This is a genomic window from Streptomyces sp. NPDC042201, from assembly GCF_055582185.1.
Map to the genome: position 1 here is coordinate 351,263 of NZ_JBVJDS010000007.1, position 16,087 is coordinate 367,349.

Sequence of the window (16,087 nt, forward strand, 5' to 3'; positions counted from 1 at the left end):
TGTCCTGTCCCCCGTCCTTTGGAGGCGCCGTCGTGGCCGCATCCGCGCAGCTTCTGCTTTCCGCACTCTCCAAACAGGCGCAGCTCGCCCCGCTGACGAGCGAGCCGCCCTTCGCCGACCTCGGTACGGGCCCCCTGACCAGCGAACCGCCGCTCGCCGACGCCGCCCCCCTGACCAGTGAGCCCCCGCTCGCCGACACCGCCCCGCTGACCAGCGAGCCGACCGCCCCCGGCACGGCCGGCGGCACGGAGTCCCCAGGAGTCTGAATGGGCCTGGCCAGGCTCGCCGAGCTGCACGGTGTCGCGACGTCGTACTCACCCGCCCCGGACGTCACCGTCCAGGTCCCGGACGACACGGTCGTCTCGGTGCTGGCCGCGCTGGGTGTCGACGCGTCCACCGCCCCGGCGGTGGACGACGCGCTGGGCCGCGCCGAGTCCGCCGCCGCGAGCCGCCTGCTGCCCCCGACGGTGGTGCTGTGGACCGCCGGGGACGGCGCACCCGAACTGCCGGCCCCGCTGGCCGCGCTCCCGCCCGGCACGACGCTCCGGGTCGAGACCGAACAAGGCGAGTCGTTGGACCTGCCGGCCGCCGGCCCCGCCGTGCAGGACCGGTCCGACCTGCCCGCCGAGCTGTCCGCGCCCGCGGAGCCCACCCCGCCCCCCGGGGCCGCCCCGCCCGGCAGGTATGCCCCCGCGTGGGCGCGGCTGCCCCTCGGCGTACACCAGTTGGCCGCCCGCGCCCCCGACGGGCGCACCGCCCGGGTCACGTTCGTCGTCGCGCCCGGCCGGCTGCCGCGGCCGCCCGCCCGTACCCACGGCTTTCTCGTACAGCTCTACTCCCTGCTCTCCACCCGCTCCTGGGGCATGGGCGACCTCGGGGATCTCGCCGAGCTGGCCACCTGGTCGGGGCGGTCCCTCGGGGCCGGCTTCGTCCAGATCAACCCGTTGCACGCCGCCGTACCGGGAACCCCCACCGACCCCTCGCCGTACCGCCCCTCCTCGCGCCGCTTCCCCGACCCGGTGCATCTGCGGATCGAGGCGGTGCCCGAGTACGCGTATGTCACAGGACCCGACCGGGCGCGGCTGGACGCGCTCGTGGAGAAGGCCGCGGTCCTGCGCGAATCCGTCCTCGGGGAGGGCGCGCTGATCGACCGTGACGCCGTATGGGCGCTCAAGCGCGCGGCCCTGGACATCCTCGACGCGGTTCCGCTCGGCCCCGGCCGCCGCGCCGAGTACTGGGACTTCCTGGCCGAGCAGGGCCGGGCCCTGGAGGACCACGCCACCTGGTACGCCCTGGCCGAGATGTACGGCCCGCGGTGGCGCGACTGGCCGGCCGGGCTGCGCGACCCGCGCTCCGCCGAGACGGCCGCGGCCCGGCGTGAGCTGCTCGACCGCGTCGACTTCCACTCCCGGCTGGCCTGGCTGACGGACGAGCAGCTGGCCGCCGCGTCCCGGGCGGCCGATGACGCCGGAATGCCCGTCGGGATCGTCCACGACCTCGCCGTTGGCGTGCATCCCGACGGCGCCGACGCCTGGGCGCAGCAGGACGCCTTCGCCGCCGGTATCTCGGTCGGCGCCCCACCGGACGCCTTCAACGCGCTCGGCCAGGACTGGGGCCTGCCGCCGTGGCGCCCCGATGTCCTGGCCGCGTCCGGCTACGCCCCGTACCGCGGACTGCTCAGGGGGCTGCTGCGGCATGCCGGGGCGCTGCGGATCGACCATGTGATGGGGCTGTTCCGGCTCTGGTGGGTACCGGAGGGACAGCCGCCCACCCGGGGAACGTATGTCCGATACGACGCGGAGGCGATGCTCGCCGTACTCGCCCTGGAGGCGCACCGCACGGACACCGTCGTCATAGGGGAGGACCTGGGCACGGTCGAGCCCGGCGTACGGGAAACGCTGGAACGGCGCGGGGTGCTCGGTACGTCCGTGCTCTGGTTCGAGCGCGACTGGCGGGGGACGGGGGCGCCGCTGGCGCCGGAGAGCTGGCGCGAGGGCTGCGTGGCCACCGCCACCACCCACGACCTTCCGTCCACCGCGGCGCGGCTCACCGGTGAGCATGTGGAGCTGCGCCACCGGCTGGGGCTGCTCACCCGGCCGCTGGAGGAGGAGCAGTCGGAGGAGCACGCGGAGGTCGCCGAGTGGCTCGACTGCCTCGCGCGCCTCGGGCTGCTGGCGGGCGGGGACGGTGACGAGGAGGAGGAGATCCGCGCGGTCTACCGCTTTCTGCTGCGCACCCCGGCGCGGATGGTCGGGGTCTGGCTGCCGGACGCGGTGGGCGACCGCAGGCCGCAGAACCTGCCGGGCACCTGGGACCAGTACCCCAACTGGCGACTGCCCGTCGCGGACGCCGAGGGCCGCCCGATGACGCTGGAGGAACTGGCCGCGTCGCCCCGGCTGCACGGTCTGATGGAGGTGCTGATGGAGCCGCCCGGGCCGCGAACGGCACCCCCGCGCGCGCGGCCGGCCTAGGCGTTCGCTACGTTTGCACCGTGGACAAGAAGAACGCTCTGCGCGCCGGCGCCCTGGCGGCCGGTACGACGCTGATGATGCTGCTCATGACGTCCCCGGCGCTCGCGCTCACCCGCGACGACGGCGACGACCCGGGCCCCGGCCTGAGTGTGGGCGAGACGCTCGGCCTGTACGTGGCGGCGCCGCTGGTGCTCTTCGCGATCATCGCGGGCCTGGTGATGGCGCTCGACAAGTCTGACAAGCGGGTCTGACCCGACCCGAACGAACGCGCTCCAAGGGCGCCGCCGCGGCACGACGTGCCGCGGCGGCGCCCTTGTGTGTGCGGGCGGCGTCCCTGCGGGGCTTGTTCCCCACCCCGCCCCTTCCCGTAACTGGTGGCAAGCCCCCAGCCCCCACACCCCGCCCCGGCGCCGCGCCGCCGAAGCTGCGAGGAATCGACCCCCCGCCGGGCCCGCACCCCGTCCGCCACCCGGCGTACCGAGCCGACTTGACACCTGTGCTGCCGGGGGCAGGGCACGCCGCCGGGGTGCGGGGGACCGGTCCCGCTGGGGCCGTGTAGCCGGGGTGGGTGCCCTGCGGGGCTTGTTCCCCACCCCGCCCCTTCCCGTAACTGGGGGCAGGCCCCCAGACCCCCCACGCCACGTGCCGCCCGGCACGAAGCGCGCGGCACGCCGCCGGGGGCGTGCCCCGGCCGCCGCGCGGCGCACCGAGCCGACTTGGCACCCGCGCTGCCAAGCGCGCGGTACGCCGTCGGGGTGCGGGGGGACCGGCCCCGCTGGGGCCGTGTAGCCGGCCCATGCGTCAGGGAGTGCGCGGTGTGCCGACGGGGGCGGGGTCGACCCCGCTGGGGTCGTGTGGCCCGCGCTTGCACGGGCTGTCTGGTGCGTCATGGGCCGCCCGGCCCCCGCGCTGCGAAGCGCGGGGTGCGCCGTCGGGGTGCGGGGGATCGGCCTCCGCCGGGCCCGTGTCCCGGCCGCCGCGCGGCGCACCGCGCGGGCAAGCACGAGGTACGCCGCCGGGGCGCGGGGGCTCGGCCCCGCTGGGGCCGAGCGGCCGGCTCGTGCGTCACGGGCCGGCCGGCCCTCTGCGCCGCGAAGCGCGCGGTGCGCCGGCGGGGGGCCGGGGGCTTGTCCCCGGTTGCGGGAAGGGGCGGGTAGGGGAACAAGCCCCGCAGGGGCCCCACCCGCCCCCGGACCGTTACGCCGTCGCGTCTGCCGCCTGGGCCTTCAGGGCGCGTTCGACGCCTGAGCGGGACTCCGAGATCAGGCGGCGCAGTGCCGCGTTCGGGCCCGCCGAGGCCAGCCACGCGTCCGTCGCGTCCAGGGTCGCCTGGGAGACCTGGAGCGCCGGGTAGAGGCCGATCGCGACCTGCTGCGCCATCTCGTGGGAGCGGGACTCCCAGACATCCGCCACCGCCGCGAAGTACTTCTCCGCGTACGGAGCCAGCAGTTCACGCTGGTCGGTCTGGACGAAGCCGCTGATCACCGCTTCCTGGAGCGCGTTCGGGAGCTTGTCGCCCTCCACCACCGAGGCCCACGCCTCCGCCTTGGCCTCCGCCGACGGACGGGCCGAGCGCGCCGCGCCCGCGTGGCGTTCGCCCGCCGCCGTCTTGTCGCGCTCGTACTCCGCCGCGATCTCCTCCTCGTCGTGCAGACCGACCGCGGCCAGCCGCTGGACGAACGCCCAGCGCAGCTCCGTGTCGACGGCGAGGCCTTCGATCGTGTCCGTACCGTCCAGCAGCCCCTGCAACAGGTCGAGCTGTTGCGGCGTACGCGCGGTCATGGCGAAGGCCCGCGCCCACGCCAGCTGATGGTCGCTGCCCGGCTCCGCCGCCCGCAGATGCGCCAGCGTGGCGTCCGTCCAACGGGTCAGACCCGCCTCGCGCCACTCGGGCGCCGCGTACAGGTCGAGCGCCAGCTTCACCTGGCGGTGCAGCGACTGCACCACACCGATGTCCGACTCCTTCGTGATCCCGGACAGCACCAGCGCCAGATAGTCCCGGGTCGCCAGCTCGCCGTCCCGCGTCATGTCCCACGCCGACGCCCAGCACAGCGCGCGCGGCAGCGACTCCGTGAAGTCCCCGAGGTGCTCGGTGACGACCCGCAGCGACTCCCCGTCGAGGCGGACCTTCGCGTACGACAGGTCGTCGTCGTTGAGCAGGATCACGGCCGGCCGCGGCGTGTTCGGCGGGAACGGCACCTCGGTGCTCTCCCCGTCCACGTCGAGCTCGATCCGGTTCGTACGGACCAGCTTGCCGTTCTCGTCCAGGTCGTAGCAGCCGATCGCGATCCGGTGCGGACGCAGGAGGGGCTCACCCTTCGCGCCCGCGGGCAGCGCCGGCGCCTCCTGCCGTACGGAGAACGAGGTCACGTGACCCGACTCGTCCAGCTCGATCTCCGGACGAAGGATATTGATGCCGGCCGTCTCCAGCCACGCCTTCGACCAGGTCTTCAGATCGCGCCCGGAGGTCTCCTCCAGCGCCCCCAGCAGGTCCGACAGCCGCGTGTTCCCGTACGCGTGCGCCTTGAAGTACGCCTGCACGCCCCGGAAGAACTCGTCCTGCCCGACATACGCGACCAGCTGCTTCAGCACGGACGCGCCCTTGGCGTACGTGATGCCGTCGAAGTTGACCAGCACATCGTCGAGGTCACGGATCTCGGCCATGATCGGGTGCGTCGAAGGAAGCTGGTCCTGGCGGTACGCCCACGTCTTCATGGAGTTGGCGAACGTGGTCCAGGAGTGCGGCCACCGGGAGCCCGGCGCGTACGCCAGGCACGCGACCGAGGTGTACGTGGCGAACGACTCGTTCAGCCACAGGTCGTTCCACCACTCCATGGTGACCAGGTCGCCGAACCACATGTGCGCCAGCTCGTGCAGGATCGTCTCGGCCCGCGTCTCGTACGCCGCGTCCGTCACCTTCGAGCGGAAGACGTACTGGTCGCGGATGGTCACCGCGCCCGCGTTCTCCATCGCGCCCGCGTTGAACTCCGGTACGAACAGCTGGTCGTACTTGGCGAACGGGTAGTCGTAGTCGAACTTCTCCTGGAACCAGTCGAAGCCCTGCCGCGTGACCTCGAAGATCGCGTCCGAGTCGAGGTATTCCGCGAGCGACGGACGGCAGTAGATGCCGAGCGGCACCGACTGCCCGTCCTTCTCGTACGAGCTGTGCACCGAGTGGTACGGGCCGACGATCAGCGCGGTGATGTACGAGGAGATGCGCGGGGTCGGGTCGAAGCTCCAGATGTTGTCCTTGGGCTCCGGCGTCGGCGAGTTGGAGACGACGGTCCAGCCCTCGGGGGCCCTCACGGTGAACTGGAAGGTCGCCTTCAGGTCCGGCTGCTCGAAGGACGCGAAGACGCGCCGCGCGTCCGGCACCTCGAACTGCGTGTACAGATACGCCTGCTGGTCGACCGGGTCGACGAAGCGGTGCAGCCCCTCGCCGGTGTTGGTGTACGCGCAGTCCGCGACGACCGTCAGGTCGTTCGGGCCCTCGAGCAGATGCGGCAGCGCGATCCGCGAGTCCCGGAAGACGGCGGCGACATCCAGCGACGTGCCGTTCAGCACGACCTCGTGCACGGCGGGCGCCACCAGGTCGATAAAGGTCTCCGCCCCGGCTTCCGTGCTCTCGAAGCGCACCGTGGTCACGGACCGGTAGGTGCCGCCCTCCTGCGCGCCGCTGAGATCGAGGTCGATCCCGTACGAGTCAACGGTGAGGAGGCGCGCACGCTGCTGCGCCTCTTCGCGGGTCAGATTAGTGCCAGGCACCCGGGTCATCTCCTCGGTTCGTGACGTTTGGGGCCATCCTTCCACGCGCACCCCGCCCGCTGCCCGTGAGTAACCGGCGACGCCCCGCCCCACCGCGAGGTCCGGAAACCGCCGGTCACGACGGCGGCGCGGCGGGAGCCTTGAGCCATGACGCACCACATCGCACGCCCCATCACCCCCGCCGCGCTCAAGGAGCTGCGTGCCACCGACGACGCCGGCTTCACCCGCACCCCGTTCACCGAGGCCGAAGGCGGCTCCCCGCTGCGCTGCTGTCTGCGGCCGAGCCGCACGGGTGAGCTGCTGCTCCTCGTCTCGTACGCCCCGCTGCGGCGCTGGGCCGCCGAGACCTGGGCCAGGCCGGGCGCGTACGACGAGCAGGGACCGGTCTTCATCCACGCCGAGGAGTGCGAGGGCCCGGCGCCGGACGCGACGGCGGCCGGTTATCCGTACGCGAGGCCGGGCGCGCTGCGCACCGTACGGCGCTACAACGCCGAAGGACACATCCTCGGCGGCCGGCTTCTGGAGCTCCCGGAGCTTCCGGAGGACGTCGACCAGGGCTTCGACGAGGCGTTCGCGGAGGCCTTCGCCGACCCCCGGGTCGCGCTGGTGCATGTACGGGCGGTGGAGTACGGCTGCTTCCAGTTCGAGGTACGCCGTGACTTCGAGGTACGCCGCGACTGACATGGCAGCGGGGCGGGACTCCCGTAAGGAAACCCGCCCCGCCGGTCGAGCGGTCGGCTCAGCCCTTCAGCTCGGCCGCGACCAGCTCCGCGATCTGGACGGCGTTGAGCGCGGCGCCCTTGCGGAGGTTGTCGTTGGAGAGGAACAGCGCGAGGCCGTTCTCCACGGTCTCGTCGTTACGGATCCGGCCCACGTACGAGGCGTCCTTGCCGGCGGCCTGGAGCGGGGTCGGGATCTCGGACAGCTCCACGCCCGGCGCGTCCTTCAGTAGCTCGTACGCGCGCGCCACGCTGATCGGACGCGTGAAACGGGCGTTGACCTGGAGCGAGTGGCCGGAGAAGACCGGCACCCGGACGCAGGTCCCGGAGACCTTGAGCTCCGGGATCTCCAGGATCTTGCGGGACTCGTTGCGGAGCTTCTGCTCCTCGTCGGTCTCGAACGAGCCGTCGTCCACGAGATTGCCCGCGAGCGGCACCACATTGAAGGCGATGGGGCGCTGGTAGACGCCGGGCTCCGGGAAGTCGACGGCCCCGCCGTCGTGGGTGAGCTTGTCGGCCTCGGCGACGACCTTCTGCGTCTGGCCGTGCAGCTCGGCGACGCCGGCGAGACCCGAGCCCGAGACGGCCTGGTAGGTGGTGGCGACCAGCGCGGTCAGCCCGGCCTCCTCGTGCAGCGGGCGCAGCACGGGCATGGCGGCCATCGTCGTGCAGTTCGGGTTGGCGATGATGCCCTTGGGACGGTTCTTGATCGCGTGCGCGTTGACCTCGGAGACCACCAGCGGGACCTCGGGGTCACGACGCCAGGCGGAGGAGTTGTCGATCACGACGGCGCCCTGCGCGGCGACCTTCTCGGCGAGCGCCTTCGAGGTGGCGCCGCCGGCGGAGAAGAGCGCGATGTCGAGTCCGGAGTAGTCGGCCGTGGACGCGTCCTCCACCGTGACCGGGGTGCCCTGCCACTCGATGGAGGAGCCCGCGGACCGGGCGGAGGCGAAGAGCCGCAGCTCAGTGACGGGGAAGTCCCGCTCGGCCAGGATCCTGAGCATGACTGTGCCGACCTGACCGGTGGCTCCGACGATTCCGACCTTCACGGGACTCCTCCGTACGTACGTGCGGCACGCTTGCCGCTCCATGATGCGTACCAGCATGCCCGCCTTGTCCAATCCGATGTCCGAAGGACGGGACGGTTCGGACGGGATGGTTCGGACGGGACGGCTGTGCTGGGTGACGAGTCTCAGTCGCGCGAGGCCCTGACTCCTCCTATGTTGATATCGCAGGATTTTTCGATGAACTCACCTATGGCGAAGCTTGCTTCGCGGGCGTCTTCTTTGTCCTCGGCGCGGTAGTGCTCGTACCAGTCGAGAAGGGAGGTGAATTCGTCATGGACACCTTCGGGTGCCAGCTCGCTCAGCTCCTCGAGGATGTGTCCTTTCTTGTCGTTGCTCAGGTCGTGCGAGTTCTGCAGGTCCAGCGGCATGGCCTCTTCGCAGAACTTTGCCTGGTCGGCCTTGTTCTGAAATTCATCCGCTGCTGCCAGCTGGAAGCCCGTGAAGCCGACGACGGCCGCGACGATGATCGTCGCAACGCCCACTCGCACTCTTGTGCGCGTGGACATCACGTGCCTGCCGCAATGGCGCTTATGTCATGCGAATCAAATTTGTAGTACGCGCTTCCGGTGTTACTGCGCATGCAGGAGTTGTTGTCGGTGTCGTTCGACGCGCTCCGATGGCCCAGGTCTCCCGTATGGCCGAATTCATGGCAGCCTATGACCAGCCAGGTCCAGTTGTCGTAACTGTTGGCCGTGTTGAACTGGATGGTGAGCACGTCGCAGGACGTGAAAAGCGCGTTCCAGTCCTTGCATCTCGTCTGGCCTGCCCAGGTGACGCCCCTGGTCGCGTAGTCGTGCACCTCGATGTCCCCGCCGCCCCATGAGGTGGTGATTACGCTGCGTTCAAGCTGGCTCTTTCCCCACTCCATGGCACTCTTGCCTTTTGCGGTCAGGGAAAAGCCCTTGACTGCCTGGTTCCTGTTGTCCGGGTCAAATCCTGAGTCATCGTGACCCGCGTAAGCCGGCGAACACAACGACGACGCAAGCAGGGCGCCAGAAGCGACTGCTACGGCAGCCCACCGTCTTCTTGCCATTATCATCTCCAGTTTCGCGAACGGCTTCGGTCGGAGCGGGTCAGGAGCCATCTTCGGTTCCCAGGTCGGGCTTGGTGGCGGAGGGGAACGGGTCTACGCCCTCGGAGACCCCTGGAATGGGGCTGTCATCGATGCCCGGAACGGGGGTTTCCCCGTAGCCCGACGGCGCCGGCACGGGCATGTCGGCCGCGTCCGGCCTGTCCTCCGGCGGGGTGTTCTTGTCGAAGAGGCGATTCAGGTACTGCGTCAGTCCCCAGGCGGAAAAGCTCTCCACGCTGTAGCTCAGTGCCGATCCCTCCTCGGCGGAAGACGTCAGCTCCTCGTTCGGGCCGATGTGCGCCCGCCCTTCCGTATTGATCACGCTCCAGCGATTCGTGCCTATGGGTTCCGCATAATTCAGGAAGAAGATGTACTCCTCACCGACTTCGCTCCAGGAGTAGTTATTGACCTGGTAGCCCTCGCCCTCGCTGTCCCATCCCCACTCTTCTACGACAATGGGATTGGGCCACGCGGCCAGCGAACCCGGCTTTTTGAGATCGTCGGTGACCGTCAGTGTCACGTCTCTGGCCTGAGTGGTGGGAGGCTCCTCTCCCGGGTCCGTGGGCTCGTCCGCACCGGTGATACGGCCGGGAGCGACGGAGGTCACCGTGGCGCGAACCACTTTGGCGGCAGTGACGGCCATTTGGCCGGCATCTTCGAATGCGACGGTCTCCATGGCATTGGCAATTCCTTCGGGCTGGGTGTCCCTGCCCCTCGGCTCGCTGTCCATCGACAGGGCCGCCCCGCTTGTCAAGGCAATTACGGCGGTCGACGAGACGGCCCAGACGGCCCATTTTCTTCGCGACATTCAGGAACTCTCCTTTGAAGGCGGGCGTGAATGCTGAGTAATTTTGGCATCAAAGGAGTAGACGCAGCAAGAATATAAAGTGAACTAAACGACCATCTGATGACATTTCAGTTAGTGGTGTAGGTCATGGCCAAGTAATGTTTGTGTCATTCTTTTTCCCAGACAGAGTGATGCCCCGGCCCCCCTCAGTGGGGGACCGGGGCATCACTTTGGTTCAGTTGCTGGTTTTGCTGATCTGGACGCTGCCGGTGCCCGCGGCTGTGCCGCGCGCGTTCAGCAGGCGTACATCGCCGAAGAACTGCCGGCCCTCGGGGGCCGCGCTGTTCACCACGACATCGGCCGAGACCTGCGCCGACGCGCCGCTGGCGAGCTTCACCGACTTTGTGTCGTCGACCTTGATGGAGCCGAGCGACGCCGAGAAGTAGACGTCGCGGTAGTCGAACTCCGTCGTCCCGGCCGGGACCGAGTAGCCGTCCACCGTCACCGTGTACGTACCGGCGGCGGGATTGGTGAGGCTGACCGATTCCTCGGAGTCACCGTCCGCGGACTGCCCCACGGTCACGCCGTCCTTGGCGACCAGGAGGTCGAGGTCGGCGCTGATGTCCGAAGGGTTGCCAATGGCGATGTCCAGGCGCTCGACGCCCGCACCGACAATGATCGTCGAGACGAGCTTCTGCCGGTGGGCGATCGTCTGCCGTTCGATCTTGGCCGAGCCGAGCGAGCCACCGCTGAGCTTGCCGTCGATGGCGGCGGCCTGGTTGGTGACCGTCCAGGTCACCGGCGTCGGCGTACCGATCTTCGCCTCGGGCAGCGTGGTGACCGCCGGGTCGAAGGTCGCGCCGAGCAGCGACACGTCCAGCGTGTACTTGTTGTCGAGCAGCGGCGACGTACGGCGCGACTCGACCTCGATCTCCCAGACGCCGGGAGCCGGGTCCACGTACGAACGCAGGTCCGGGCGGCAGGTGTTGCTCGGGTTCGAGTAGTTCGGGTAGCAGAAGATGGTCGAGCTGTCCTCGACCGGCAGACCGTACGGGTGGATGGAGATGAACCTGGTCTGGCTGTCCTTGGCGAGTCCGCCGAGCGCCACCTCCAGGGTCTTCGCACCCGGCGGCACCGTGAGGAAGTACGACTTCGAGCTGTTGCGCTGCACCGAGTCGGACGCCGTGAAGGCGTACGACGGCTTCGCGAGCTCCTTCGAGACGACCACGGTGGCGAGGATCTGCTTGTCCACACCCTCCGTACGACGGTCGTCCGCTTCCAGGATGGCGCTGTGCACGCCGGCCGTGCGGGGCCTGGCCTGGACCGTGACGGTCACCGGCTGGTTCAGCGGCAGCTTGACCTTGTCACTGCCGAGCAGCCGGAACGTGCCGTCGTTGTACTTCCAGTCCAGCCGGTGCTCCACCGCGCCCTTGGGGCCGGTGGTCCGGGTGATGGTGACGTCGTACGTCTTGCTCTTGCCGGCCTGGAGGCCGCCCTCACGGTCGTACAGACCCGTGCCGAAGCCGGGGGTCTTCAGGAACTCCTCGATCGCGGTGTCGACCGGGGCCTTGACCGCGTACTCGTGCGCGGTGGCGCCGTGCTCGATGGCCTTCCACGCGCCCACGACGTCGATCAGACCGGCGCCCTGCTCGTGTGCCTGGAGACCGGGGATCTTGTCGGCGCTGCTGGCGAGCGCCGTCCGCAGATTCGCCGGGGTGAGGTCGATGCGCTTCTGCTTGGCGGCGGAGAGGAGCAGCGCGCTCGCGCCGGTCGCCTGCGGGGAGGCCATCGAGGTGCCCTGGAGCATGGAGTAGCCGGGCGGCAGCGTGTAGCCCGCCTCGGCGACCGGGCCGCCGGGGTACCAGGTCTGGGTGCTGTTGATCGCCGCGCCGGGCGCGGTGATGGTCGGCTGGAAGCCGCCGTCCTCACGCGGGCCGCGGGCCGAGAACGGCAGCAGGCCGTACTTCGTCGTCACACCGGAGCCGTAGTTGGCGGCCCAGGTCTCCTTGGAGATGGAGGCGGCGACGGAGATGACCTTGTCCGCCACGGCGGGGTCGCTGATGGTGTTGGTGCCGGGGCCGTCGTTGCCCGCGGAGATCACCAGCTGGACACCGTAGGTGTCGATGAGCCGGGTGTAGAGCTCGGCGCGCGCGTTGTTGCCGTCGTTCAGCGCGGGCAGACCGCCGATGGACATGTTGACGATGTCGACGCCGCGGTTGGCGACCAGGTCGATCATGCCCTCGGTCAGCGCGATGTTGGTGCAGCCGCCGCTCCAGGTGCAGGCGCGGGAGGACACCAGCTTGGCGCCGGGGGCGGCGCCGTTCATCTTGCCGCCGAAGAGGCCGTTGGCGGCGGTGATGCCGGCGACGTGCGTGCCGTGCGCGCCCTCGATGACACCGACGCTGACGTAGTCGGACTTCGCACCGGCCGCGTTGTAGACGACGTCCTTGCGGATCTCGACGACGAACGGGATGCGCTCGACGATCTCGGTCGCCGGGTTGTCCGTACCGAAGTAACCGATCTGATAGCCGTCCTTGTACGGCTTCATCGCGGTGTCGTTCGTGAAGTCGCCGTCGCTGTTCAGGTCGACCCGGACGGTGCCGCTCGCCGGGTCGTAGAGCACGCCCCAGGCGTCGGTGGTGTCGCCGTCGCGGTTCAGGTCGCCGGCCATGTCACCGCCGGCGGTGACCCGTTCGGCGAAGGTGGTGAATTTGAACGCGCCCGCCGGGGCGGTCCAGGTCCGGCCGGCCGCCGTGAACGTCGGGCCGCTCGCGGCGCCGCTCATCTGAAGCCAGGTGCCGTCGCCGTCGGAGACCGGGTCCGTGGCCGTCACCCAGTCGGTGATCTTGCGCTCGCCGGTGGTGGTCTTCTGGAGCGCCGGGTGGCCCAGGTCGACCCCCGAGTCCAGGATGCCGATGGTGACCCCGCGGCCATCGGCCTTCGGGTGCTGCTTGACGAAGTCGACCGCACCGGTCTCGAAGGACGGGTTGTACGGGTTCTTCGCCGGGGTCCTGCTGCTCGGCGCCGGGTACTTCTCGGCGGCCGAGCCCTTCGAACCCTTGGCGTGAGCGACGGTGTCGGCCGCCGGGGTGGGGTCGTCCAGCTTGATCTCCTGCTTGAGATCGATGCCGTGGACGGAAGAGAGTTTCTGGGCCGCGTTGATCGCGGCATCCGCCTTGGCGGTGGGGAGCGTGGCCCGTACGTAGCCGACCTTGTCGTACGTCTTGCCGACCGTGGCGCCCTCGATGGCGTCCAGCTGGCCGGCGACCTGCTCGGTCGCACCGGGGGCGGTGGCGACCATCATGGTGATGCTCTTCTCACCCTCGGCCTTGGCCTTGGTGAGCAGGTCGGCATCGGCGGCCCCGAGCTTGTCGGAGGACGCCTTGATGGGGGCGGGGGCGGCCGGGTCGTCTGCGGCAGTCGCGGAGAACGCGGGCACCGCACCGGAGGCGATCAGCGCGGCCACCAGGCCGGCTGCCGCCGCGACCCTGGCCACGCGTCTCGGCCCGGATATGGAGCTCTCGGATTCGGAGGTCATCAGCATCCCTGAGTTGTGAAAGAGACAGTCCGGATTTCGGTACCGGATGACCGCTCAGCTTTGCCTAAGTGGCAGGGGTTTGTGGAGGGTTGTCAGGGTCGGGATTCGGTCATGGCGGACATCCGCCAGCGCGGCCGGTGCGCCACCGAGGACCAATCGGTCGATATCCGCGAAGTCCGGCACGTGCGGGCCCTCTCGGAGCGGCACGCGGCCGCCCACGCCGTCCGCATCGTGTGGTCCGGGAGAGAACTTCGGACGCGTTACGGGCGTCTGTCCGGCGACCGCATTAGCTGACAGGGGAGTTCACATGGCAGTACGTACGACTCGCTCGGCCCGCTCGGCCCTGGTCGCGTGGACGGGAGCGCTCGCGGCGGCGGCCGTCGCGAGCACCGCGCTCGTCAGCCCCGCCCGGGCCGTCCCGGCGGGCGAAGACGGAAGAACCGGCCACCGCGCCACGCAGCGGGCGCTCGACGCCGCCGTCGAGGAGGGGGTGCCCGGGGCGATGGCCCGGGTGCGGGACCGCGACGGCGGCTGGACCGGCGCCGCCGGGGTCGCGGACCTGACCACCGGCCGCGCGCGCCTGCCCCAGGACCGCTACCGCGTCGGCTCCCTCACCAAGACCTTCGTCGCCACAGTGCTCCTCCAGCTGTCGGCCGAGGGCCGTATCGGCCTGGACGACACCGTCGACGCGTGGCTGCCCGGGGTGGTGCGCGGCAACGGCCACGACGGGCGCACGGTCACCGTCCGCCAACTGCTGAACCACACCAGCGGGATCTACAACTACACCGCGGACCAGGAATTCCGGCAGCAGGTCGCCGGCGACGGCTTCTTCGAGCACCGGTACGACACCTGGCGGCCCCAGCGGCTGGTCGCGCTCGCCATGAGCCACCGGCCCGACTTCACCCCCGGCGCGAGCTGGAACTACTCCAACACCAACTACCTGCTCGCCGGGATGATCGTGGAGAAGGTGACCGGCCGCTCGTACGCCACGGAGATCGAGCGCCGCATCCTGCGCCCGCTGCGCCTGCGGGCCACCAGCGTGCCGGGCACCGATGCCCGGATGCCACGGCCTTCCGGCCGCGCCTACTCCACACTCCTCGACCCGGATCCGGCGGCGGCGCTCCATGACGTCACCGAGATCAATCCGACGGTCGCGGGCGCGTCCGGCGCGATGATCTCCAACTCCGCCGATCTGCAACGCTTCTACGGCGCGCTGCTCACGGGTGAGCTGCTGCCCGAGCGCCAGCTCAAGGAGATGATGACCACGGTCCCGCTGGGCGCGCAGCTGCCCGGCTATGGCTACGGCCTCGGTCTGATGTGGCAGAAACTGCCCTGTGGCACGGAGATCTGGGGCCACAGCGGCAGCATCCGCGGTTCCGCGTCGGTCGCCGCGACGACCGCGGACGGAGCCCACTCGCTCACCTTCACCTTCAACTCCGACGCGGCGGGCGACACCGCGAAGGTCGTCGAAGCCGAGTTCTGCGGCTGACAGCGCCTCATCTGGGCAGGACGGCCACATACGCCGCCGGATCACGGTCGTCCGCCGCCATCAGGGCCGTACGGACCACCGCTGCCTGCTGCTCCATCGACTCCCGCAGTTTCCTGGGCGTCAGGTGGACGACCGTGATGCCCAGCCGCTCCAGGTGCTCCCGCTTGCGGGCGCACTCCGACCACAGCTCGTCGTCCTCGGGCCGGCCGCCCTGCCGGGGCGTCCGGGTGTCCAGCTCGACGGCGACCGCCTGCTCCGGCCAGTAGGCGTCCACACCGCCCAGATGCGGTCCGTCCGGCAGCCGCAGATCGACGTTCCAGAACGGCTCGGCCAGTCCGTACGTCCGCACCATCTCGTACAGCCGTCCCTCGGACAGCGTCCGGCCCTCGGCGAGCAGCGCGTCCACCGCGTCCACCACGAACGGCCGGGTCAGCAGTCTGGCCTGGCTCAGCTCCCGTACCACCGCGGCCGGTTCGCAGTGCCCGCCGCGTACCGCCTCGGTCAGCAGCGCGCGTACGAGCGCCGCGTCCGACAGCTCGGCGACCGCGTCGGCCACCGCACGCGCCGCCGGCGCCACCGGCAGGCCGGTGATCTGCTCGGGCCGCGGCAGGGCGTGGGCGCGGATCAGCCGGGCGCATCCCGTGGACCGCAGCCGGCGGGTGCGCGGCACGAGCACATCGATCTGCTCCAGGGTGGCCAGCGGGGGAGTGGACGAGAATCCGTACAGCGCCAGCGCCGCCAGACCGGTGATCATCACCGCGCCGAACGCGACCGGGGCCGCGACCGGTGCCGCGACCGGGCCCGCGACCGGGGCCGGGGAGGCGGCCGGGGAAGCCGCCGGGGGCGTCGGCTGCGCAGGCGGCGCCGGCACGGACCGGGACGTGGCAGGGCCGGTCTGCTCCGGCATTTCCCCGCCGCCCTCCACGCTCGGCCGCCCCGCGTACAGCAGCGCCGCGTGCAGCCGCTCCTCGCTGGTCGGCGGCTCCGCGTGCAACAGAAAGACCCCCGGCAGCAGTTGCTGCCAGGGGCCACCGGCCCGGCACTGGGCGGCCGCCCGGCCGGCCGGTACGCCGTGCTCCCGCAGCTGCGCGAGCGAGAGCACCCGGCGCTGCACATCGTCGGAGAGATGACTGAGGGGGCGGGGGGACACCGGGGTGTTGTTGTTCATGTCCCGGGGTC

Annotated in this window: 13 protein-coding genes; 6 read left to right on the forward strand and 7 right to left on the reverse strand. The window is 70.5% G+C overall.

The features are described 5' to 3' along the window. The first annotated feature begins 32 nt into the window (after nucleotides 1–32). From ACZ6MZ_RS19725 to ACZ6MZ_RS19735, 3 genes are read left to right on the forward strand one after another with little or no spacing between them, the layout of a single operon-like run. On the forward strand, nucleotides 33–266 hold the full coding sequence (locus ACZ6MZ_RS19725; RefSeq protein ID WP_384188286.1) for a hypothetical protein: 234 nt from the start codon (nucleotides 33–35) through the stop codon (nucleotides 264–266). Continuing rightward, nucleotides 267–2,471, forward strand: a complete 2,205-nt coding sequence (gene malQ / locus ACZ6MZ_RS19730; protein WP_469353263.1) for a 4-alpha-glucanotransferase — start codon at nucleotides 267–269, stop codon at nucleotides 2,469–2,471. Nucleotides 2,472–2,491: 20 nt separating this feature from the next. Next, a complete protein-coding gene (locus ACZ6MZ_RS19735; protein WP_469353264.1) occupies nucleotides 2,492–2,722 on the forward strand; it encodes a hypothetical protein in 231 nt (76 codons plus the stop codon). A gap of 946 nt (nucleotides 2,723–3,668) precedes the next feature. Here the strand turns inward: ACZ6MZ_RS19735 and pepN are convergent. Continuing rightward, nucleotides 3,669–6,236 carry an aminopeptidase N gene (gene pepN / locus ACZ6MZ_RS19740; RefSeq protein WP_469353266.1) on the reverse strand — a complete coding sequence of 856 codons (2,568 nt, stop codon included), beginning with the start codon at nucleotides 6,234–6,236 and terminating at the stop codon, nucleotides 3,669–3,671. A gap of 147 nt (nucleotides 6,237–6,383) precedes the next feature. On the opposite strand from pepN, the gene ACZ6MZ_RS19745 reads away from it, so the two are divergent. Next, the gene (locus ACZ6MZ_RS19745) at nucleotides 6,384–6,917 is read left to right on the forward strand and encodes a DUF1203 domain-containing protein (protein ID WP_469353267.1); all 534 of its coding nucleotides are present in this window, start codon (nucleotides 6,384–6,386) and stop codon (nucleotides 6,915–6,917) included. Between the two features lie 58 nt (nucleotides 6,918–6,975). Here the strand turns inward: ACZ6MZ_RS19745 and ACZ6MZ_RS19750 are convergent, their stop codons facing one another. The 4 genes from ACZ6MZ_RS19750 to ACZ6MZ_RS19765 all read right to left on the reverse strand — a co-directional run bounded on the left by ACZ6MZ_RS19750 (nucleotide 6,976) and on the right by ACZ6MZ_RS19765 (nucleotide 9,770). After that, nucleotides 6,976–8,004, reverse strand: a complete 1,029-nt coding sequence (locus ACZ6MZ_RS19750; RefSeq protein ID WP_384333031.1) for an aspartate-semialdehyde dehydrogenase — start codon at nucleotides 8,002–8,004, stop codon at nucleotides 6,976–6,978. A 143-nt stretch (nucleotides 8,005–8,147) separates the two neighbouring features. Then, on the reverse strand, nucleotides 8,148–8,504 hold the full coding sequence (locus ACZ6MZ_RS19755; RefSeq protein WP_384188277.1) for a hypothetical protein: 357 nt from the start codon (nucleotides 8,502–8,504) through the stop codon (nucleotides 8,148–8,150). 23 nt (nucleotides 8,505–8,527) lie between these two features. Continuing rightward, the gene (locus tag ACZ6MZ_RS19760; protein WP_386877561.1) at nucleotides 8,528–9,106 is read right to left on the reverse strand and encodes a hypothetical protein; all 579 of its coding nucleotides are present in this window, start codon (nucleotides 9,104–9,106) and stop codon (nucleotides 8,528–8,530) included. Further along, the gene (locus ACZ6MZ_RS19765; protein WP_389787876.1) at nucleotides 9,096–9,770 is read right to left on the reverse strand and encodes a hypothetical protein; all 675 of its coding nucleotides are present in this window, start codon (nucleotides 9,768–9,770) and stop codon (nucleotides 9,096–9,098) included. Before ACZ6MZ_RS19765 ends, ACZ6MZ_RS19760 begins: the two co-directional genes overlap by 11 nt. On the opposite strand from ACZ6MZ_RS19765, the gene ACZ6MZ_RS19770 reads away from it, so the two are divergent. Then, complete coding sequence (locus ACZ6MZ_RS19770) at nucleotides 9,769–9,939, forward strand: hypothetical protein (RefSeq protein ID WP_389787879.1); 171 nt, start codon at nucleotides 9,769–9,771, stop codon at nucleotides 9,937–9,939. The two genes, ACZ6MZ_RS19765 and ACZ6MZ_RS19770, sit on opposite strands and share 2 nt — an antisense overlap. Nucleotides 9,940–10,116: 177 nt before the next feature. Here the strand turns inward: ACZ6MZ_RS19770 and ACZ6MZ_RS19775 are convergent, their stop codons facing one another. Beyond that, nucleotides 10,117–13,425 (reverse strand): S8 family serine peptidase, encoded by a 3,309-nt coding sequence (locus ACZ6MZ_RS19775; RefSeq protein WP_469353269.1) that lies wholly within the window; start codon nucleotides 13,423–13,425, stop codon nucleotides 10,117–10,119. Nucleotides 13,426–13,726: 301 nt separating this feature from the next. On the opposite strand from ACZ6MZ_RS19775, the gene ACZ6MZ_RS19780 reads away from it, so the two are divergent. Then, nucleotides 13,727–14,908 (forward strand): serine hydrolase domain-containing protein, encoded by a 1,182-nt coding sequence (locus tag ACZ6MZ_RS19780; RefSeq protein ID WP_469353270.1) that lies wholly within the window; start codon nucleotides 13,727–13,729, stop codon nucleotides 14,906–14,908. A 7-nt stretch (nucleotides 14,909–14,915) separates the two neighbouring features. Here the strand turns inward: ACZ6MZ_RS19780 and ACZ6MZ_RS19785 are convergent, their stop codons facing one another. Next, complete coding sequence (locus tag ACZ6MZ_RS19785; RefSeq protein WP_469353272.1) at nucleotides 14,916–16,076, reverse strand: hypothetical protein; 1,161 nt, start codon at nucleotides 16,074–16,076, stop codon at nucleotides 14,916–14,918. Nucleotides 16,077–16,087 lie beyond the last annotated feature (11 nt).

What these genes read in the sequence shown, in the direction of transcription:
- ACZ6MZ_RS19770 (WP_389787879.1), top strand. Translation starts at nt 9,769, where the DNA reads ATGGCATTGGCAATTCCTTCGGGCTGGGTGTCCCTGCCCCTCGGCTCG.
- ACZ6MZ_RS19760 (WP_386877561.1), bottom strand. Translation starts at nt 9,106, where the DNA reads ATGGCTCCTGACCCGCTCCGACCGAAGCCGTTCGCGAAACTGGAGATG.
- ACZ6MZ_RS19780 (WP_469353270.1), top strand. Translation starts at nt 13,727, where the DNA reads ATGGCAGTACGTACGACTCGCTCGGCCCGCTCGGCCCTGGTCGCGTGG.
- ACZ6MZ_RS19765 (WP_389787876.1), bottom strand. Translation starts at nt 9,770, where the DNA reads ATGGAGACCGTCGCATTCGAAGATGCCGGCCAAATGGCCGTCACTGCC.
- malQ (WP_469353263.1), top strand. Translation starts at nt 267, where the DNA reads ATGGGCCTGGCCAGGCTCGCCGAGCTGCACGGTGTCGCGACGTCGTAC.
- ACZ6MZ_RS19745 (WP_469353267.1), top strand. Translation starts at nt 6,384, where the DNA reads ATGACGCACCACATCGCACGCCCCATCACCCCCGCCGCGCTCAAGGAG.
- ACZ6MZ_RS19785 (WP_469353272.1), bottom strand. Translation starts at nt 16,076, where the DNA reads ATGAACAACAACACCCCGGTGTCCCCCCGCCCCCTCAGTCATCTCTCC.
- ACZ6MZ_RS19775 (WP_469353269.1), bottom strand. Translation starts at nt 13,425, where the DNA reads ATGCTGATGACCTCCGAATCCGAGAGCTCCATATCCGGGCCGAGACGC.